This window comes from Cupriavidus sp. C1SS-2L, from assembly GCF_057073735.1.
On sequence record NZ_CP172708.1, the window covers coordinates 3,651,340 to 3,671,329 of the forward strand.

At 66.3% G+C, this 19,990-nt stretch carries 17 protein-coding genes, 1 tRNA gene, 1 pseudogene and 2 riboswitches; of the genes and pseudogenes, 12 read left to right on the forward strand and 7 right to left on the reverse strand.

Features of this window, described 5'->3' with window-relative positions; all coding sequences use genetic code 11:
• Positions 1-60 precede the first annotated feature (60 nt).
• Positions 61-336, reverse strand: a pseudogene (locus ACIGJG_RS17025) (FAD-binding oxidoreductase); the annotation flags it as partial.
• A 218-nt stretch (positions 337-554) separates the two neighbouring features.
• On the reverse strand, positions 555-1,391 hold the full coding sequence (locus ACIGJG_RS17030; protein ID WP_483672565.1) for a MipA/OmpV family protein: 837 nt from the start codon (positions 1,389-1,391) through the stop codon (positions 555-557).
• 267 nt (positions 1,392-1,658) lie between these two features.
• On the opposite strand from ACIGJG_RS17030, the gene ACIGJG_RS17035 reads away from it, so the two are divergent.
• Both ACIGJG_RS17035 and ACIGJG_RS17040 read left to right on the forward strand, forming a co-directional pair.
• A complete protein-coding gene (locus ACIGJG_RS17035) occupies positions 1,659-2,042 on the forward strand; it encodes a hypothetical protein (RefSeq protein WP_011299447.1) in 384 nt (127 codons plus the stop codon).
• Positions 2,043-2,058: 16 nt separating this feature from the next.
• The gene (locus ACIGJG_RS17040) at positions 2,059-2,292 is read left to right on the forward strand and encodes a YMGG-like glycine zipper-containing protein (protein ID WP_011299448.1); all 234 of its coding nucleotides are present in this window, start codon (positions 2,059-2,061) and stop codon (positions 2,290-2,292) included.
• 270 nt (positions 2,293-2,562) lie between these two features.
• On the opposite strand, the gene ACIGJG_RS17045 is transcribed toward ACIGJG_RS17040, so the two are convergent.
• A tRNA-Arg gene (locus ACIGJG_RS17045) sits at positions 2,563-2,638 on the reverse strand.
• A gap of 349 nt (positions 2,639-2,987) precedes the next feature.
• Here ACIGJG_RS17045 and ACIGJG_RS17050 point away from each other — a divergent pair.
• Positions 2,988-3,881, forward strand: coding sequence for a c-type cytochrome (locus tag ACIGJG_RS17050; protein ID WP_011299449.1), 894 nt, complete (start codon positions 2,988-2,990; stop codon positions 3,879-3,881).
• Positions 3,882-3,964: 83 nt separating this feature from the next.
• On the opposite strand, the gene hemN is transcribed toward ACIGJG_RS17050, so the two are convergent.
• Entirely contained in the window at positions 3,965-5,434 is a 1,470-nt protein-coding gene (gene hemN / locus ACIGJG_RS17055; RefSeq protein ID WP_011299450.1) for an oxygen-independent coproporphyrinogen III oxidase, read from the reverse strand.
• Positions 5,435-5,640: 206 nt separating this feature from the next.
• Here hemN and ACIGJG_RS17060 point away from each other — a divergent pair, with 206 nt between their 5' ends.
• Positions 5,641-6,780, forward strand: coding sequence for an ABC transporter substrate-binding protein (locus ACIGJG_RS17060; protein WP_011299451.1), 1,140 nt, complete (start codon positions 5,641-5,643; stop codon positions 6,778-6,780).
• Here ACIGJG_RS17060 and ACIGJG_RS17065 read toward each other — a convergent pair.
• From ACIGJG_RS17065 to ACIGJG_RS17075, 3 genes are all read right to left on the reverse strand, one after another.
• On the reverse strand, positions 6,766-7,842 hold the full coding sequence (locus ACIGJG_RS17065; RefSeq protein ID WP_011299452.1) for a sensor histidine kinase: 1,077 nt from the start codon (positions 7,840-7,842) through the stop codon (positions 6,766-6,768). The genes ACIGJG_RS17060 and ACIGJG_RS17065 overlap by 15 nt on opposite strands.
• A 4-nt stretch (positions 7,843-7,846) precedes the next feature.
• A complete protein-coding gene (locus ACIGJG_RS17070) occupies positions 7,847-8,578 on the reverse strand; it encodes a response regulator (protein WP_011299453.1) in 732 nt (243 codons plus the stop codon).
• Between the two features lie 237 nt (positions 8,579-8,815).
• Positions 8,816-10,912, reverse strand: coding sequence for a UvrD-helicase domain-containing protein (locus ACIGJG_RS17075; protein WP_140949306.1), 2,097 nt, complete (start codon positions 10,910-10,912; stop codon positions 8,816-8,818).
• 261 nt (positions 10,913-11,173) lie between these two features.
• Between ACIGJG_RS17075 and ACIGJG_RS17080 the strand changes: the two genes are divergently transcribed.
• The 8 genes from ACIGJG_RS17080 to ACIGJG_RS17115 all read left to right on the forward strand — a co-directional run bounded on the left by ACIGJG_RS17080 (position 11,174) and on the right by ACIGJG_RS17115 (position 19,971).
• The gene (locus ACIGJG_RS17080; RefSeq protein WP_011299455.1) at positions 11,174-11,410 is read left to right on the forward strand and encodes a glycine zipper 2TM domain-containing protein; all 237 of its coding nucleotides are present in this window, start codon (positions 11,174-11,176) and stop codon (positions 11,408-11,410) included.
• A gap of 59 nt (positions 11,411-11,469) precedes the next feature.
• A riboswitch (glycine riboswitch) is annotated at positions 11,470-11,558 on the forward strand.
• A 21-nt stretch (positions 11,559-11,579) separates the two neighbouring features.
• Positions 11,580-11,704, forward strand: a riboswitch (glycine riboswitch).
• Between the two features lie 95 nt (positions 11,705-11,799).
• Entirely contained in the window at positions 11,800-12,927 is a 1,128-nt protein-coding gene (gene gcvT, locus ACIGJG_RS17085) for a glycine cleavage system aminomethyltransferase GcvT (protein ID WP_011299456.1), read from the forward strand.
• 104 nt (positions 12,928-13,031) lie between these two features.
• Positions 13,032-13,412: a glycine cleavage system protein GcvH gene (gene gcvH / locus ACIGJG_RS17090; protein ID WP_011299457.1), complete on the forward strand. Its 381-nt coding sequence runs from the start codon at positions 13,032-13,034 to the stop codon at positions 13,410-13,412.
• Between the two features lie 103 nt (positions 13,413-13,515).
• Entirely contained in the window at positions 13,516-16,446 is a 2,931-nt protein-coding gene (gene gcvP / locus ACIGJG_RS17095; protein ID WP_011299458.1) for an aminomethyl-transferring glycine dehydrogenase, read from the forward strand.
• A 104-nt stretch (positions 16,447-16,550) separates the two neighbouring features.
• Positions 16,551-17,078, forward strand: coding sequence for a DUF421 domain-containing protein (locus tag ACIGJG_RS17100; RefSeq protein ID WP_011299459.1), 528 nt, complete (start codon positions 16,551-16,553; stop codon positions 17,076-17,078).
• A gap of 50 nt (positions 17,079-17,128) precedes the next feature.
• Positions 17,129-18,505, forward strand: coding sequence for an L-serine ammonia-lyase (locus ACIGJG_RS17105; protein ID WP_011299460.1), 1,377 nt, complete (start codon positions 17,129-17,131; stop codon positions 18,503-18,505).
• Positions 18,506-18,587: 82 nt separating this feature from the next.
• Positions 18,588-19,325 carry an MBL fold metallo-hydrolase gene (locus ACIGJG_RS17110; protein ID WP_011299461.1) on the forward strand — a complete coding sequence of 246 codons (738 nt, stop codon included), beginning with the start codon at positions 18,588-18,590 and terminating at the stop codon, positions 19,323-19,325.
• 157 nt (positions 19,326-19,482) lie between these two features.
• The gene (locus tag ACIGJG_RS17115; RefSeq protein ID WP_011299462.1) at positions 19,483-19,971 is read left to right on the forward strand and encodes a YMGG-like glycine zipper-containing protein; all 489 of its coding nucleotides are present in this window, start codon (positions 19,483-19,485) and stop codon (positions 19,969-19,971) included.
• Positions 19,972-19,990: the final 19 nt, after the last annotated feature.

A 19,990-nucleotide genomic window follows, 5' to 3' on the forward strand; every position in this document is an offset into this window, starting at 1 on the left:
ACATGCCCGAGAATTTCGCTACGCCGACGGCGCGATGTTCTGGTTCACGCAGAACAGGTCGTCCGGGTCGTACTTCTGCTTGATGCGCGCCAGCCGTTCGTAGTTGGGGCCATAGGCTGCGCCCACGCGTGCCGCTTCGTCCTCGGTCTGGTTATCCACAGTCATGCCGTACTTGCGCGTCAGCCAGCCGAAGCCGCCGCCAAGCGTCAGCCCGGCCACACCGGTGGTCGAGTTGATGCCCAGCGGCGTCGCCAGCCCACAAGCCTGGGCCTCGTGGTCGAAGTCCGCCAGCAGCGCACCGGGCTCGACCCAGGCACGCCGCGAACCAGTGTCGATATGCAAATTGCGCGCCACGTGCGGCAACGCACCGACATAGCGTGCCTCTAGACGGAATCGGCTTAAGCGCCGCACCAATGTGGACGGAAGTGTTTCAACGACGATGTGCCGCACATTCCGCTGCGCGGACCGTATCGCGCCACATCTGGCGGGCTTTCGATGCAGAGTTGCCCTCGATACCCTGGCCAATTGGTTGCAGCGGCGACACGTATATCGCACTACCGCCACGCGTAGCCAAGCCCGATACCATAGGTGATCTGGTTGCGTGTGCCGCGCTGGGTGACGATGGGACTGTCGGCGGCATCTCCGGCCAGGCGCTGCGCATAGACCATGGCGCCGGCGTACCAGTTTTTGTCGATCCGGTAGAGGAGCGCCAGCCAGCCGGTGTACTGCTCCAGTCCGCCGCCCGGGTTGTACGGCGGCAAGCCGCTCGCTGCCGAATCGGCTTGCGTCACGCCGAAATAGGTGCGGTTGAAGCTGTCGCTGACCCACGTGGCACCCAGCCCCAGGCCGGCATAGACGCGGTGGTGTACCGGCACCCAGGCCGACGCGTTCGCCGTCACGCGCGCGCCCCCGTAGACGATGCCCGCATTCGTCATCACATTGACGCCGCCGCGCAGGCGAAACGGGATGGAACCCTCGTGCAGGTACTCATAGCCCATCCAGCCACCGGCCTCGACCGTGGTGTCGATGTCATGGATGCGCGACACGACCGGGTCATCGACGCCGCTGCGTCCGAGTCGCAGCGATGCTGCCGGACCCCACTGGAAGCCGGTCAGCCCGCCGAAGTTGAATTGCGCATACGGCCCGTACCACTCGATCAGGCGGCCGCCGGGCGTGACGTAGCGCAGGCCTGGCACGACGCCGACCATGCGGTCCTTGCCACCGGCGTATTGAGTGGTGGTGCCGATGCCCAGACCCACCATATTGGGCAGTTCGCCCGGCAGGTCGACCGGTGACGCGATGCTGCCGGCACTGGCCAGTGCCATCGCCGCGCCCACCAGGCCAGAGCGTGCAATACGCCGGATCTGTCCCGCCAGTGCCGTCAATCCCATTTTCCTTCTCTTCCGGACACGTCAGATCAAGCCAATTTATCAGCACATCCGCGCGCGCAGGCCGGCTTCACGATATGAAAGTTTTCGCAAACGCGGCGAAAGCGGCATTCCGGCACATCGCTCTACGGCGGCGTACTGCGGCGTAGCGTCCATCGGAATTGCGACTAATATGAAAGCGCGCCAGCCGGCACACACATTGCGCGGGCGAAGCGGCAGAGGCGCTGCCAAGGCGGGCGGTCCGCATACCGGCCCGCACAGGAGTGTGCAATGACTACCAGGCAAAAACTGCAGGCATTGACCGCCGCGGCGTGCATGACGCTGGCCGTGGCATCGGGAATGGCCCGGGCCGACGAGGTTCCGCTGGTAACGGGCAAACAGTGGACCGAGTCTTCGGAGCAGATGAAGAAGGCTTACCTCGTGGGCATTGCCAACGTCGTGCAGGTCGACATCGCCTATCACGCCGGCAAGGCTCCGCCCGACACGCAGACCATCGTGCCGCGCCTGGCCAGAGGCCTGAAAGGACAAACGCTCGATTCGGTCCGCGTGGGGCTGGACCGCTGGTACGCCGCCCACCCCGACCGCCTGCAGCGGCCGGTGATCGAGACCATCTGGTTCGAGATGGTGGTACCTGGACTGCAGGCCAACAAGTAGGGCTAGGGGTTAGGCGATGACACGACTTCAATGGATCGGCGCGGCGCTGGTGCTGGGTAGCATTACCGCATGCACGGGCATGTCGCCGGAGCAGCAAGGGACGATGTCCGGAGCGGCGATCGGCGCCGCAGCGGGTGCCGGCATAGCCGCCATCGCCGGCGGCAGCGGCTGGACCGGCGCGGCCATCGGCGCGGTGGCCGGCGGTGTCGCGGGCAATATCAAGGGTCGGAACGAGCAGCAGCGGTATTGACCACGGAGGGCCCTCGCATGCTTTCGGGGGCTCGCCATAGCAATCATCTGTCCACCGAAAGCACAGGCTTCCGACGGAAGCGCTTGCACAGCCTCCGCCATACACTCCACAGGCGCCGGATTGCTCCTCTCGATACTTGAAAGGGCAGCGAATGGGCGGGCTGCCGCTTGCCCAAGCCGACCAATGCAATGTCGCATGCGCGGCCGATCACCAGGCATAGGCGCATTGGGCCTGTGCGCGACGTTACTGTCTGAATCCACCTTGGAAATTTGGCGCGCCCGGCTGGGATCGAACCAGCAACCCCTGCCTTCGGAGGGCAGTACTCTATCCATTGAGCTACGGGCGCGCGGAGAGCGGTCTGGCACGCGTGGCAGGCACTGCCACGACTGTGCAACCAGTGCGACGAGTGAATGCCGCCGCAGAGAAGTCGCATAGGATACCGCGTTTGTCGTGACGCGTCCATGCGCGGGAATCCGGGGAGGTCACCGGACGTCTCGGAACCGTCTCTTTTGGCCCAGCCATGAGGCCTTTGGGGCTATAATCGCGAGCTATTTCCGTTATAACGCAGCGCGCTGCGGTCGTAGACGGGGGACAGTACTGAACAACCACGCAATCAGAGGACCCATCCACCAAGGGCCCGATAAATCAAGCCGAGCGTGAGCGGCTGAAGTTTCCTGCAAAACTGAGAGTTCTGTATGAGCGACGTCCAACACCAACACGACGAACACGAGTCTCCCATCAAAACGCCGAAGCAGCTGATCGCGGTAGTGATCGCTGCCTTCCTGGTTCCGATCATCGTGATCATCCTGCTGGTCAATTTTGTCGGCCATGGCTCCAAGGAAGGTGCCGGGTCGGTCACTACGGCGGAAGCCATCAATGACCGCATCAAGCCGGTCGCTTCGCTCGAGATCAAGGACGCCAACGCACCGCGGGTCTACAAGACCGGTGAACAGGTCTACAAGGAAGTCTGCGCCGCTTGCCACGCCACTGGCGCGGCGGGTGCGCCGAAGTACAGCAATGCCGGCGACTGGGCCCCGCGCATCGGCCAGGGCTTCGACGGCCTGCTCAAGTCCGTCCTGAACGGCAAGGGCGCCATGCAGCCGCGCGCCGGCACGACGCCGGACGACTATAGCGACTATGAATTGGGCCGTGCCGTGGTCTACATGGCCGACGCTGGCGGCGCCAAGTTCCCCGAGCCTGCTGCGCCTGCTGCCGCGGCTCCGGCCACCGCCGCGGCGTCTGACGCTGGCGCTGCTGCCCCGGCAGCCGCCGCTGCTCCGGCTCCTGCGGCAGCACCGGCTCCCGCCGCAGCCGCGCCGGCCCCGGCTGCCGCACCCGTTGCTGCGTCCGCCGACGTGGGCAAGAAGGTCTATGACCAGGTTTGCGCAGCCTGCCACGCCGCTGGCGTTGCCGGCGCACCGAAGTTCGGCGACAAGGCCGCCTGGGCGCCGCGCCTGAAGGAAGGCATGGATGCCGTCCACAACTTCGCGCTGAAGGGCAAGGGTGTAATGCCGCCGAAGGGTGGTTATGCCGGCGCGGACGCCGACGTAATTGCAGCGGCCGACTACATGGCCAACGCCGCCAAGTAATTCCGGCTTCGGATACAGAAAAGCCCGCGACATGTTCGCGGGCTTTTTTTCGTCCGTCGTTCTGGCGTCGTTGCGCCTCGGCCTCAGACTACACGGGAATACTTCGGTACGAACCGGACAGGCTGCGCGCCGTCGTTGGCGGCCGGTTGCACGGCAGGCGGTCGTGCGGCGTCTTCGCGCAGGTAGCGGTCGAACACCATGGCCACGCGGCGAACCAGCAAGCGGCCAAGCAAGGTCACCTCGATCCGGCGCGGATCGCGACGCACCAGACCATCTTCGGCGAGGCGGTCGAGATCCGCGAGTTCGGCTGCGAAGGCGTGCGCGAAATCGATGCCATGGCGTGCCTCGATCTGCGTGATGTCGAGTACCCCGTTGCACATCAGCGCGCCGATGATCTCGCGTCGCAGGTGGTCATCCTGATTCATCGCGAAGCCACGCATCACTGGCAGATGGCCGGCATCGAGCGACGCATAGTATTCGTCGAGCGTGCGCGCGTTCTGCACGTAGCGGCCCGCCACGGCGCCGATCGCGGAAATGCCGAAGCCGAGCTGGTCGTAGCCCGCATGCGTGGAATAGCCCTGGAAATTGCGCTGCAGCCGGCCTTCGCGTTGCGCTACGGCGAGGTCGTCATCGGGCAGCGCAAAGTGGTCCATGCCGATGTAGACATAACCGGCGGCGGTCAGGCGTTCGATCGTCGAGACGAGGATGTCGAGCTTCTCGCCTGCGCTCGGCAGCGCATTCTCATCGATACGCCGTTGTGGCTTGAAGACGTGAGGCAAGTGCGCGTAGCTGTAGACCGAGAGCCGGTCGGGCCGCAGCGTCAGCACCTGTTCCACCGTGGCATTGAAGCGCGCCGTGGTCTGGTGCGGCAGACCATAGATCAGGTCCAGGCTCACCGAGCGGAATCCGAGCTCACGCGCGGCATCCACGACGGCGCGGGTTTCCTCGAACGGCTGCACGCGGTGGATGGCCTGCTGCACTTCTGGATCGAAATCCTGCACGCCGAGGCTCACGCGGTTGAATCCCAGCTCGGCCAGCAGCGCCATGCGCGCGTGGTCGACGCGGCGCGGATCGATCTCGATCGAGTGCTCGCCCTCGGCCGGCAGGTCGAAATGCTCGTGCAGCGACACCATCACGCGCCGCATCTCTTCCGGGTTCAAGAAAGTCGGCGTGCCGCCGCCCCAGTGTGACTGCAGCACCTGGCGACGCCCGCCAATGTGCGCAGCCGCCAGGGCCATTTCCTTGGCCAGATAGTGGACGTACTTGGCGCTGCGGCCGTGATCGCGCGTGATGACCTTGTTGCAGCCGCAGTAGTAACAGATGTTCTCGCAGAACGGGATGTGCAGATACAGCGACAACGGCGCGGGCGCGGCGGCGCGGCAGTCCGCCAGCGAAGCGTGGTAGCCGGCCTCGCCGAGTTTGTTGTGGAAGCGGTCCGCCGTGGGATACGAGGTGTAGCGCGGGCCGTTCCCATCGATGCGGCCAGCCAGCGCACGGAAGTCGGACAGGGCACGGCGGTCGAGCGCCGGGGATGATGTTGCGGGGGAATTCATGGGGGCGGACTTACCGGGGAGTTTGACGGCCCATGCTAGAGCCCCTAGGCCAATGGGGAATTGACGCGCATCAAGCGCGGCAGCCATGGCATGCGCGCAGCCCCTCGTCAGCGGGGGTATTTCGTCACATTTTTGTCATGCGTGCCGGATACGCTGCCCCCCGCACCTCCGGCGGCCGCCGGCCGGGCCGCCAGAAAACCGTTCCAATGCCCTCGATCCTTCACCATCCGCCGTACCCGCCGCTGCGCGCCGACAAGCTGCCGGCCTCCGCGCAGCGCCGCCAACTGATCTTGGCCCTCGGGGGCCTGGCCGCCGCGCCGCTCGCGCTGGCCCAGTCGCCGGCCCGCCGCACGGTCGTCGTCGGCCATCTGCTGGATCGCAGCGGCGCGCAGGCCGATCTTGCGCGCGACTACCTGGCGGGGGCCAAGGTCATGTTCGATACGGCCAACGCCGGCGGGGGCCCGGTGCGGATCCAGCATGTCGTGCGCGACGCCGATGCCAATCCGCGCGCGGCGCTCGCCCAGGCGCTGTCGCTGGTGGACGGCGAGCATGCCGAACTGTTGTTCGGCCCCGGAGACCAATTGCTGCCGGCGCTTGCGGGCTCGTCGGAACTGCACCGGCGCGGGGTGCAGATCGTTGCGCCGCTCTCGGGCCTGGCGCTGAACGCCGAAAACGTCTGGTTCACGCGCGCGGACTACCAGGCCGAACTCGACGCCGCGGTCAGGCAGCTACGCGACTATGGGCTGACGCGCGTGGCGTTGGCGGTCTCGAAGGAATTCGCGTCGATTGCCGCCGGCAACGGCGCATCGTGGCTGGCCCGGCAGGAGTCCGCGATGGGTGCCCGCGCGGTGCCGCTGGACGGTAACGCGGATGCCGCTGCCCGCAGCATCGCGGCCCAACGGCCGGGCGCCGTCTTCGTGGTGGGCGACACGCTTGCATACGCGAGCCTGGGCCGCGCGCTGGCCGCGCAGGGCTGGTACGGATTCCTGGTCGGATTGTCGGCGGTCAGTCCGACAGTGGCGCGCGAAGTGCTCGGCGCCGGCTACGCAGGTGGCATCGTGCTGACGCAGGTCGCGCCGGGCCCGCAGGCCGCGACGCTGCGCGTGGTCAAGGAGCACGTGGCGCGCATGAAGCAATACCTCGACGAGCCGCCCTCGCCGGCAACCATCGCCGGGTATATCGGCGCGGCGTGGCTGGTGCGCGCACTCGGCACGTGGCGCGGTGGCACGGCGGAACTGCGACGCGCACTGCAGGCGCGCGTGGACGTCGGCGACTTCACGCTCGATTTCACGCAGGGACAGCGCGGCTCGCGCTACGTCCAGCTCGCCGCGTCAGGCGCGCGGTAGGTCGATGCGCACGCGCAGGCCGCCGGCCTCGCGGTTGGCAATCGTCAGTTCACCGCCGTGGCGCGCGACGATGTCGGCCGCGATCGACAAGCCCATGCCGACGCCGCCGGTGGCGCGGCTGCGCGACGATTCAAGCCGGTAGAACGGCTCCAGCACGCGCGCCAGCTCTTCGGGCGGAATGCCCGGGCCTTCGTCGCAGATATCGATCCGCACTCGCTGCGCGCTGTCGGTCAACACAATGTGTGCGCGCTCGCCATAGCGCTGCGCGTTCTCCACAAGGTTGACCACGGCGCGCCGCAACTCTGCCGGGTAAGCCAGCAGCGGCGCCGCCTGGCCGTTCAGCAACACCTCGTGGCCAAGCTCCGCAGCGTCGTCCACGACCGCCTGCAGCAACGCCAGCACGTCGACGCGCTGGCGCGGACCAGCGGCCTCGTCGCGGTCGCGCAGGTAATACAGCGTCGAATCGATGAGCCCGTTCATCTCGGCCAAGTCCTGGCGCAGCCGGTACTGCACCGGGTTGTCGGCAATTCCCTCGAGGCGCAGGCTCATGCGCGTGAGCGGTGTGCGCAGATCGTGCGAGACCGCGGCGAGGAAGCGCGACTGCTGCGCAAGCTGCATGCGGATGCGTTGCTGCATATGGTTGAACGCCTGCGCGGCCGCGCGCGCCTCGGCCGGGCCGGTGTGCTCGTCCAGCGGCGGCGCGTGCACATCCTGCGCAAGGCGCCCTGCTCCGCTTGCGAGTTGCTGTACGGGGCGCGCCAGAAGGCGTGCGCCGGCCCATGACGCGGCCACGATGGCAGCCAGCTGGAACAGCATGCCGAGATGAGGCGGCCAGATTCCGCGCAGCCCTGGCGGCGGCGGTGGCGGGCGACTGCCCTGCGGCGGGCCAGGCGCTCCGGGGGGCGGATTGCCGCGCATCTCATGCGGGACATGGTGCCCGCCGGGACGCGGAAACAGGCTTTCGATCACGGTCACGCCGAGCAGGTGCACGCACAGCATGATCGTGGCCATGACCACGAACAGCCGCAGGAACATCGAGTCGTAGCGCGCGAAGCGGGCCATGGCTTCAGCGCTCCGGCGCCGTGGTGAACACGTAGCCTTCGCCGCGCACAGTGCGGATCAGTACGGGGTCGCGCGGATCATCGCGCAGCTTCTGGCGCAGCCGCGACACCAGCAGGTCGATGCTGCGATCGAACACATCAAGGCCGCGACCACGCGCCTGGTTGATCAGCAGCTCGCGGTCGAGCACGCGGTTCGGATGCTCGACAAAGGTCAGCAGCAGGCGGAATTCGGCATTGGACAGCGGCACCACCACGTCGTCGCCATCGACAAGCTGGCGCAGCATCGTGTTGAGGCGCCAGGTGCCGAAACGCACCTCATGGCCGCCCGACGTTGCCGCCGCGCGGCGGGTGTCACTGCGGCTGCGGCGCAGCACCGTGTGGATGCGGGCCACGAGCTCACGCATCTCGAACGGCTTGGTGACATAGTCGTCCGCTCCCACTTCAAGCCCGACAACGCGATCGGCGAGTTCGGCCCGCGCGGTCAGCATGATCACCGCCACATCGGTCTGCGCGCGTAGCTGGCGGCACAGGTCCAGACCGCTTTCGCCGGGCAGCGACAGGTCGAGGATGACCATGTCATAGTCGCCGGCGGCCATGGCACGCCGCATCTGTGCACCGCCCTCGACGCCGTCGGCCTGCATGCCGAAGGTGGACAGGTACTCGGCGAGCATGGCGCGGATCTGTGGGTCGTCGTCGACGACCAGCAGGCGAATCGGCAGGTTGGGAGCGAAATCCATGAGGCGGTGTGGCGATGCAGGCACGAGCCGGCGATGACAGTGCCGGTCAGAGGGTAAAGCGGCCGACCACTTTACCAGTTCGGCATGCCGGCCCTTTGGCGCCTTTGTATCAAGTCGGATACAAAGGCGTGCCCGCCTGAAACCAAGCCGGCGAGGCCCCGAGGTCCGCAGCGCTACCCGCCGCCGGGGTCATGTCGCGCTGGTAGCGCTTTGTATCTTGAATGCTGCCTGCCGGCGTCAGCCCTGCGCCGCCTTGCCGCCATTCCCGAGCAACGCCTTCAGCGCACCGAGCCGATCCTTCGGACTCATCGCAGGCATGTCGTCCTTCGGCGCCGGCGCCTCTTCCAGCTTCATCTCGCCGATGAACCGCGACGGTTCGCACGAGTAGGTTTCCCGCGCGCGCTTGCGCTTCTTGCACCAGCTGATATGCAGACTGCGCTGCGCACGCGTAATTCCCACGTACATCAGTCGCCGTTCTTCTTCGATCTTCTCGTCGCCCATGTCCTCGTCCTCGCGGCAATGGGGCAGGATGCCCTCTTCCACGCCGACCAGGAACACGTGGGGATACTCGAGCCCCTTCGACGCATGCAGCGTCGACAGGCGCACGGCATCGGGATCTTCCTCGCGGCCTTCGAGCATGCTCATCAGCGCCACGGTCTGGGTGAGTTCGAGCAGGTTCTTGCCTTCGTTGCCAAAGCCGTCGGCATTGTCGAAGCCGGTTGCCTCGCCCTCGGCTTCCGCCTCGGGCTTGGTGCCCTTGCGCTTGAGCCAGTCCAGGAATTCGAGCGTATTGGTCCAGCGCGACTGCGCCTGCCGTTCGTCGAAGGCGTCGTAGAGATAGGCTTCGTAGTGGATGCCTTCCATCAGGTCATCGAGCACCACGGTGGCCGGGTCTTTCGCCGCGCGATCGGCCAGCCGCACCATCGATTCGCAGAACACGCGCAGCGGCTCGAGCTGGCGTGGTTGCAGCTTGGCTTCGATGCCGCCCATCATCGCGGCCTCGAACAACGAAACCTTCGCTTGACCCGCGAACGTGCCCAGCACTTCCAGCGTGGTGTTGCCGATGCCGCGGCGCGGCGTGGTGATCGCGCGGATGAATGCGGGATCGTCGTCCGGGTTGGCGATCAGCCGAAGATAGGCGCAGATGTCCTTGATCTCGGCCTTGTCGAAGAAGCTCTGGCCGCCCGACAGCACATATGGAATGCGCTCGCGGCGCAGGATCTGCTCGAACAGCCGTGCCTGGTGGTTGCCGCGGTACAGGATGGCGTAATCGCGGAACTGCGCCCGGCGTTCAAACTTGTGCGCGGACAGGCGGAACACGACCGACTCGGCTTCGTGCTCTTCGTCGTTCATCGGATTGATGGCGATCGGGTCGCCCATGCCGTGCTCGCTCCACAGCTTCTTGTCGAACAGCTTCGGGTTGTTGGCGATGACCGCGTTGGCCGCTTCCAGGATGCGCACCGTGGAACGGTAGTTCTGTTCGAGCTTGACGACCTTCAGGTCGGGGAAATCGGTCTGCAGCAGGCGCAGGTTGTCGAGCGTGGCGCCGCGCCAGCCGTAGATGGCCTGGTCGTCGTCCCCCACTGCGGTGAATGCCGGCGCGCGCAGGTGCGAACCGCCCGCCAGCAGCTTGAGCAGCTGGTACTGGCACGCGTTGGTGTCCTGGTATTCGTCGACCAGGAAGTAGCGCAGGCGGTTCTGCCACTTGAGCTGTACCGTTTCATTGCGTGCGAACAGTTCGGCGGGCAAGCGGATCAGGTCGTCGAAATCGACTGCCTGGTAGGCGTTCAGCGTAGCCACATAGTTGCGGAAGACCAGCGCGGCCTGGTGTTCGTCGGCATTGGCGGCCTGGGCGATCGCCGTTTCGGGATCGACCATGCCGTTCTTCCACAGGGAGATGGTGCTCTGCACGCCGCGGATCAGCTTCTTGTCGGTGGTGCCCAGCTGCTCCTGGATCAGGCCGAAGCAGTCGTCCGAATCCATGATCGAGAACTGCGGCTTGAGGCCCACGTGCTCGGCTTCCATGCGCAGGATCTGCACGCCCAGCGAGTGGAAGGTACAGACCGTGAGCTGCTTGAGCGGCAGGCGCTTGCCCTCGCGCGTGGTCTTGCCTTCCATCAGCTTGCCGATGCGCTCCTGCATCTCCTTGGCTGCCTTGTTGGTGAAGGTGACAGCGGCGATGTGGCGCGGCTCGAAACCCTTGTCTTCGATCAGGTGGGCGATCTTCTGCGTGATCACTCGCGTCTTGCCCGAACCCGCGCCTGCGAGCACGAGGCAGGGTCCGTCCAGGTAGCGGACGGCTTCGGATTGGGCAGCGTTGAGGCCGTGAGTCATGCGCGGGGAAGGAAGTAGGCGTGGAGAGGGGCAGGCGCCGGGAACGCAACATGCCGCAACAGGCTGGCGTCTGACGCAAAGCTGACCATGCTAACACGCTCTCCAAGCTCGGATCAGTCAGCGGAAATCGCTATTTCGCGGCCCAAGTTGTTGCGAAAGTAACACTTGGTAAGTCCTAAAACCGGCCCTGTCCTGATGCCTCTAACAAATATGGCGGGATCTCCCGTCCACACGTATTTGAGTCACTTTCGGAGCCAAATCATGAAAACCCTACGAGCCCTTTCCAAAGCGACACTGGTCGGCGTGGCCGTTGCAGCCCTTGCGAGCGGATGTGCGGACATGACGCCGAAGCAACGTAATACGGCCATCGGCGCGGCCGCCGGCGGCGTCGGCGGTGCCGTGCTGACCAACGGCAGCGCGGTAGGTACGCTGGGCGGCGCGGCACTGGGCGGCGTGGTCGGTAACGTGGTGACGGACGACAACCACCATCACCACTAATGCCGCCGAAAGGGGCTGGGCCCCGCGTTGACAAAGGCAGGGCCCTCCCGTACATTGCGCGCATCCGACCGGGAGAGCGCGCACAGTCTTGCGCCGCCGAAGGGGTATCACCCGAAAACTCTCAGGCACCACGGACCGTTCGGATCGGCATGCAACATGCACACGATGCATGCCGCACTCTGGAGAGCGGCACCCGCCATCAATGGCGAGCGTGCCCACCGAAGGGGCGCGCGAGGATCGGATCCAACGGATCGGCCTCGTAATCTCTCAGGTATCGAGGACAGAGGGGTCATCCGCCGCAGCGGATTGCGAAGCCATTTGGGCGAAGCAAGCGCTGCGGCGGATGACCTTTTTTCGTTTTCGCAACCGAGATTGCCCCGAGGATTCCCATGACGCTCCAGGCCACGCCCCTCAATGCCATCCACCGCGCCCTCGGCGCCCGCATGGTCGACTTCGGCGGCTGGGACATGCCGGTCAACTACGGCTCCCAGATCGAGGAACACAACGCGGTGCGCAGCGACGCCGGCATGTTCGATGTGTCGCATATGTGCGTGGTCGACCTGAACGGCGCCAATACGCGTGCGTTCCTGCGCGGCCTGCTGGCCAACAACGTCGATAAGCTGCAGACGCCGGGCAAGGCTTTGTATTCCTGCATGCTCGACGAAAAAGGCGGCGTGATCGACGACCTGATCGTCTACTTCTTCGCCGAGGATCGCTTCCGCCTGGTGGTCAATGCCAGCACCGCGCTTGGCGATATCGAGTGGATCCGCGCACGCAATGACGCGACCGGCAGCGGCGTGACCATCACCCCGCGCCGTGGCGATGTGGCACCGGCGGGCGCGCTGCCGCTGGCGATTGTCGCCGTGCAGGGCCCGAACGCGCGCACCAAGGTGTGGAACACCTTCCCGTCCACCCAGCCTTCCGACGCTCTCAAGCCATTCAACGCCGTCGTGGTCCACGACCCGGCCATCGGCGAGATCATGGTCGCGCGCACCGGCTACACCGGCGAAGACGGCTTTGAACTCGTGGTGCCTGCCGAGAACGTCGCTGCCGTGTGGGAAAAGCTCGATGCCGCCGGCGTGCGCCCGGCCGGCCTCGGCGCGCGCGACACGCTGCGCCTGGAAGCCGGCATGAACCTGTACGGCCAGGACATGGATATCAACACCTCGCCGCTCGACGCCGGCCTGGCCTGGACCGTCGACCTGCAGAGCGAGCGCGATTTCACCGGCAAGGCGGCGCTTGCCGCCGCCGGCCAGCGCCAGCAGTTCCTGGGCCTGATCCTGCGTGACAAGGGCGGCGTGCTGCGCGCGCACCAGAAGGTCGTCACCGCGGCCGGTGATGGCGAAATCACGAGCGGCACCTTCAGCCCGTCGCTGTCGCAATCGATCGCTTTCGCGCGCCTGCCGATGGGCGTGGCGGTCGGCGACACGGTGCAGGTGGAGATCCGCGACCGCAAACTCGCGGCGACTGTGGTTAAACTGCCGTTTGTGCGTAATGGCAAGGCACTCGTGAGCTGAGGCGGCAACGCCCCCGCTCACCACAACGGTCGCCCGTCGCGCCTGCCCCCTCGACCGATGGCAGGCGCCCGAACCAAGAACAAATCTGAATCCCGGAGAACCTCATGAATTTCCCCGCTGACCTGAAATACACCGAGTCGCACGAGTGGGTGCGTGTCGAAGCCGACGGCACCCTGACGATTGGCATCACCGACCACGCGCAGGACGCGCTCGGCGACATCGTCTTCCTGGAACTGCCCGAAGTCGGCAAGTCGGTCGGCGCCGGCGACGCGCTGGCCGTGGTGGAGTCGGTGAAGGCCGCTTCCGACATCTACGCCCCGGTGGCCGGCGAAGTGATCGCCGTGAACGAGGCCGCCACGGCCGCACCGGAAAGCGTGAACGCCGACGCGTTCGACGCGTGGCTATTCAAGCTCAAGCCGGCCAACGCCGACGACGTGAACGGCCTGATGTCGGCTGACGCCTACAAGGCCAGCGTCGGCGCCTGACGCCGCGCCAGCCGGCCCTGCACCGCGCATGGGCCGGCCACTGTATTGATGCGCGGCGGCATGGCTGACCACCTGCCACCGCGCCCCCAACGAGGTTCTTGCCATGAACGCCCCGCTTCCCATGACCGCCACCCAAGGTAACCGGCCCACGCTGGCCGAACTGGAGGCGCGCGACGCCTTCGCCGCCCGCCATATCGGACCCGACACCCCCGAACAGCAGCACATGCTCAAGGTGCTCGGCTATGACAGCCGCGCCGCGCTGATCGACGCTGTGATCCCCGAGGCCATCCGCCGCCGCGACGGCATGCCGATGGGCGAGTTCACCGAGCCGCTGCCCGAGGAAGCCGCGCTGGCGAAGCTGCGCAAGCTCGCTGGCAAGAACAAGGTCCTGAAGAGCTTTATCGGCCAGGGCTACTACAACACGCTGACCCCGGCCGTGGTCCTGCGCAATATCTTCGAGAACCCCGCCTGGTACACCGCCTACACGCCCTACCAGCCGGAAATCTCGCAAGGCCGTCTGGAAGCGATGCTGAACTTCCAGCAAATGGTCACCGACCTGACTGGCCTGGACATCGCCAACGCGTCGATGCTCGACGAAGGCACCGCCGCGGCCGAAGCCATGACGCTGCTGCAGCGCGTGAACAAGCATGCGTCGAACACGTTCTACGTGGCTGACGATGTACTGCCGCAGACGCTGGAAGTGGTACGCACCCGAGCCAAGCCGCTGGGCATTGAAGTCAAGGTCGGCCCCGCTGCCGATGCTGCTGCCGCCCACGCGTTCGGCGTGCTGCTGCAATACCCGGGCGTCAATGGTGACGTCACGGACTACCGCGCCATTGCCGATGCCGTGCACGCGGCCGGCGGCCTGGTGGTGGCTGCCGCCGACCTGCTCGCGCTGACGCTGATTACGGCGCCGGGCGAATGGGGCGCCGACGTCGCCGTGGGCAACTCGCAGCGTTTTGGCGTGCCGCTCGGTTTTGGCGGCCCGCACGCTGGCTACATGGCCGTCAAGGACGCGTTCAAGCGGTCGATGCCGGGCCGCCTCGTCGGCGTGACCGTCGATGCGCAGGGCAACAAGGCCTATCGCCTGGCCCTGCAGACGCGCGAACAGCATATCCGCCGCGAAAAGGCCACTTCCAACATCTGTACCGCGCAGGTGCTGCTGGCCGTGATGGCGTCGATGTACGCTGTGTACCACGGCCCGCAAGGCCTCAAGCGCATTGCGCAGCGCGTGCATCGCCTGACCGCCACGCTGGCCGCCGGCCTGCAGACCCTGGGCTTCACGCGCACCAACGCGACGTTCTTCGACACGCTGACGTTCGAGACCGGCTTCAACACCGACGCGATCCACGCTGCCGCAACCGCACGCGGCATCAACCTGCGCCATGCGGGCGCGACGCGCATTGGCGTATCGCTCGACGAAACCGCGACGCGCGATGATGTCGTGGCGCTGTGGGAAATCTTCTCGCACGGCAAGCCGCTGCCCGCCTCGCTGACGTTCGATGCAATCGAAGCCGCGGCCGAGGATGCGTTCCCGGCCAATCTTGCCCGCACCAGCGCATACCTGACGCACCCGGTCTTCAACACGCACCACGCCGAGCATGAGATGCTGCGCTACCTGCGCATGCTGGCGGACAAGGACCTGGCGCTGGACCGCACCATGATTCCGCTCGGTTCGTGCACGATGAAGCTGAACGCGACCAGCGAGATGATCCCGGTGACCTGGCCCGAGTTCAGCCAGATCCACCCGTTCGCACCGCTGGACCAGACCGTGGGCTACCGCGAGATGATCGACCAGCTCGAGGCCATGCTGTGCGCGGCCACCGGCTACGCGGCCGTGAGCCTGCAGCCGAACGCCGGCTCGCAGGGCGAGTACGCGGGCCTGCTGATCATCCACGCCTACCACGCGAGCCGCGGCGAGAGCCATCGCGACATCTGCCTGATTCCGTCGTCGGCGCACGGCACCAACCCGGCGTCGGCGCAGATGGCCGGCATGAAGGTTGTCGTCGTCGCGTGCGATGAAAACGGCAACGTCGACCTGGAAGACCTGGCGAAGAAGGCCGAACTGCACAGCAAGAACCTGGCGGCCATCATGATCACCTACCCGTCCACGCATGGCGTGTTCGAGCAGGGCGTGCAGCAGATTTGCGAGATCGTGCACCAGCACGGCGGCCAGGTGTATGTCGACGGCGCCAACATGAACGCGATGGTAGGCACGGCGGCGCCGGGCCACTTCGGCGGCGACGTGTCGCACCTGAACCTGCACAAGACCTTCTGCATTCCGCACGGCGGTGGCGGCCCCGGCGTGGGCCCCGTGGCAGTCGGCGCGCACCTGGCTGATTTCCTGCCGAACCAGGACAGCGTCGGCTATCGTCGCGACGACAACGGCATTGGTGGCGTATCGGCCGCGCCGTTCGGCTCGGCCAGCATCCTGCCGATCTCGTGGATGTACATCGCGATGATGGGCTCGGCCGGCCTGACCGCCGCGACCGAGAACGCGATCCTGACCGCCAACTATGTCGCCAAGCGCCTGTCGCCGCACTACCCGGTGCTGTACACGGGCCAGCACGGCCTGGTGGCGCACGAATGCATCCTGGATCTGCGCCCGCTGCAGAAGGAAACCGGCATCAGCAACGAAGACGTCGCCAAGCGCCTGATGGACTACGGCTTCCACGCGCCGACCATGAGCTTCCCGGTGCCGGGCACGCTGATGATCGAGCCGACCGAGAGCGAAGCACTGCACGAACTCGACCGCTTCATCGACGCCATGATCGCCATCCGCAAGGAAATCGGCCGCGTCGAAGACGGCAGCTTCGACCGTGACGACAACCCGCTCAAGCACGCGCCGCACACCGCGGCCGTGGTCACGGCCAACGAGTGGACGCGCAAATACACACGTGAAGAAGCCGCCTATCCGGTGGCATCGCTGCGCACGCAGAAGTACTGGCCGCCCGTCGGCCGTGCCGACAACGTGTACGGCGACCGCAACCTGTTCTGCAGCTGCGTGCCGATGAGCGAGTACGCGCAGGACTGAGGCCGCCCCTCAGCCCGTGGGCCGGTTACGGCCGTCCCGCGGGCGCGCTATGCTCGACATAGAGGCGCCGCGCTTCGCGGCGCCATCAGCACAGCGGAGGCTGCATGTGGAATCTCAGTGCCCCATGGTGGGAGTTCGTGCTGCGCGGCCTGATTGTGTATGGCGCGGTGCTGGCCCTGCTGCGGATGTCTGGCAAACGCCAGATCGGCCAGCTCACGCCGTTCGACCTCGTGCTGCTGCTGGTAATTTCCAACGCCGTGCAGAACGCCATGAACGCCGGGGACAACTCCGTGACAGCGGGCCTGATCCTTGCCGTCACGCTGGTGGCAGCCAACGCGGTGCTGGGCTACGTGACCTGGCGCAGCCGCAAGCTAGAAATTCTCGTCGAGGGCCGGCCGCAGTTGCTGGTCCACGACGGCAAGGTGTACCGGGACATCATGCGCCGTGAACACATTAGCTTCGACGACCTGAACAAGGCGCTACGCCATGCCGGCTGCAACAGCGTCGCCGACGTGCATTTTGCGATTCTCGAAACCGACGGGACCGTTTCGGTCAAGATGCACGAGCGCCCGCCGCCGACAGCGCCGGGGACCTCGATCTGGAACCAGTCGAACAAGGACGAGGCGGTCTGACCTTTCGTCACCCTTCCCACATCACCTGCAGTCGCTTTCAGGAGACTTTCGTGGCAGTCAGCGTCTTCGATCTGTTCAAGGTGGGCATCGGCCCGTCGAGCTCACACACCGTGGGCCCGATGCGCGCGGCCCTGATGTTTGCCCAGGGCCTGGAGCGTGACGCCCTGCTGCCGCAGGTCGCCAGTGTGCGCGTGGAGTTGTACGGTTCGCTCGGCGCGACCGGCAAGGGCCACGGCACCGACAAGGGCGTGATGCTGGGCCTGATGGGCGAAGCGCCCGATACCATCGATCCCGATTCCGTCGACGGCCGGTTGCATGCGTTGCGCGCGAGCCGCACGCTGTCGCTGCTCGGCCGGCATCCGATCCCGTTCGTCGAGAAGGAGCACATTGCCTTCTACCGGCGCGAGGCCATGGCCGAACACCCGAACGGCATGAAGTTCCACGCGTATGACGCGCAGGGGACGTCGCTGCGCGAGGCACGCTATCTGTCGGTCGGCGGCGGCTTCGTCGTGACCGCGGGCGCGCCGAACACGCAGGTACTCAACGCGGCGCAGCAACTGCCGCATCCGTTCCGCAGCGGCAAGGACATGCTGGAGATGGCGAACGAAAGCGGCAAGTCCATCGCGCGGCTGATGATGGAGAACGAACTCGTCTGGCGCAGCGAGGAAGACGTCACCGCCGGGCTGCTGCATATCTGGGACGTGATGCAGGCCTGCGTCGCGCGTGGCTGCCGCACCGATGGCGAACTGCCGGGCCCGTTCAAGGTCCGACGTCGCGCGCCCGAGCTGTACCGCAACCTGACGGAGCGCGCCGAGCGCACGCTGTCCGATCCGCTGTCCGTGATGGACTGGGTCAACCTTTACGCCATGGCCGTCAACGAAGAGAACGCCGCGGGCGGCCGCGTAGTGACGGCGCCGACCAACGGCGCAGCCGGCATCATCCCGGCCGTGCTCCATTATTACGACCGCTTCGTGCCCGGCGCCGACCGCAAGGGCGTGGTCGATTTCCTGCTGACCGCCGGCGCCATCGGCCTGCTCTACAAGCTCAATGCGTCGATCTCGGGGGCCGAGGTCGGCTGCCAGGGCGAAGTCGGCGTGGCGTGCTCGATGGCCGCCGGCGCGCTCGCGGCTGTGCTCGGCGGCACGCCTGAGCAGGTCGAGAACGCTGCCGAGATAGGCATGGAGCACAACCTGGGCCTGACCTGCGATCCGGTCGGCGGACTGGTACAGATTCCGTGCATCGAACGCAATGCCATGGCCTCGGTCAAGGCCGTGAACGCAGCGCGCATGGCGCTGCGCGGCGACGGCACGCACTACGTGTCGCTCGATTCGGTCATCAAGACCATGCGCGAGACCGGCGCCGACATGAAGACCAAGTACAAGGAAACGGCGCGTGGCGGCCTTGCGGTGAATATCGTGGAGTGCTGAGGCCTTAGCGGCGTATCATGGCGCCAGTCTCCCCGGGCGCCACCTCAGGCGCCTGCAGAAACAGAGCAAAAAGCGAGGCGCCATGCAAACCTTCTATCAGCTGTTCGACGAAACCTCGTCGACCTTCACCTACCTGCTGATCGACGCCACCACGCGCGACGCGATCCTGATCGATCCGGTCGACCACCAACTCGAGCGCGACATGGCCGTGCTGCGCGACGCGGGCGCCAGCCTCGCGTGGGTGGTGGAAACCCATGCCCATGCCGACCACATCACGTCGGCAGGCCATGTCGCCATGCAGACCGGCGCAAAGACCGCTGCGCCATCGGGATGCGACATCAAGCCGGCGCAGATGCAGCTGATCGACGGCGATACGCTCACCTTCGGCACGCAGGTGCTGCGCGCGATCCATACGCCCGGGCATACCGCCGGCAGCATGAGCTACCTGTGGGAGGAAGCCACGCCGGATGGCCCATTGCGCCGCGTGTTCACCGGTGACGCATTGCTGATCGACGGCTGCGGCCGCACCGATTTCCAATCCGGCGATGCCGGCACGCTATATGACAGCCTGACGCGCAAGCTGTTCGCGTTGCCCGATGAGACCCTCGTATTTCCGGCGCACGACTACAAGGGCCGGACGTCGTCGACCATCGGCCAGGAGCGTGCACACAACAGCCGCGTGGCCGGACGTACGCGCGATGAGTTCATCGACATGATGCGCAACCTGAACCTGCCGCGCCCGAAGCTGATCGATGTCGCAGTGCCGGCCAACCAGCGGCTCGGGCTGCGCGATGGCGAAAGCGTGCCGCATGGCGCCTGAGTACAGGCGCGTCAAATCCTTCTATTCGGCGCGCCAAAAACTCTGAATTGACTTCGCGCTGACCGCTGCAATACTGATCTCTCTGCCATATCGGGCATGCACTGGCGTTGCGGCGTTGCGCATGGAGCGCGCCGGGCCATCACAGGGAGATGTCATCATGAAGCTGAACACGAGCGCTCACCGCAGCCTGGGTGTGCTGGCAGCCATGCTGGCCGCGCTGGCTCTCGCACCGGCCCAGGCGCAGCAAAAGCCGGTCGCCTATCCTGCCAAGGGGCAGAGCCAGCAGCAGCAATCGAGCGATGACGGTGCCTGCTACAGCTGGGCCAAGCAGCAGACCGGCGTCGATCCGGCACAAGCCGCGGCGCCGCAACCTCAGGCACAGGCGCAGAGCGGCCAGCGCGTGCGCGGCGCAGCAGGTGGTGCGGCGACCGGTGCGGTGGTCGGAGCGATCGCGGGCGATGCCGGCAAGGGAGCCGCGGCCGGCGCAGCGGCGGGTACGGTTGCGGGTGGCGTGGCACACCGGCAATCGCGCAGGCAGGCCGCCGCCGCCAATGAGCAGATGGCAGCCAATACCAGCCAGGCGATGTCAAGCTACTACCAGGCCTGGGGAGCCTGCATGCAGGGGCGCGGCTATTCCGTGAAGTAGGCGGCCGTGGCGGCCGGGC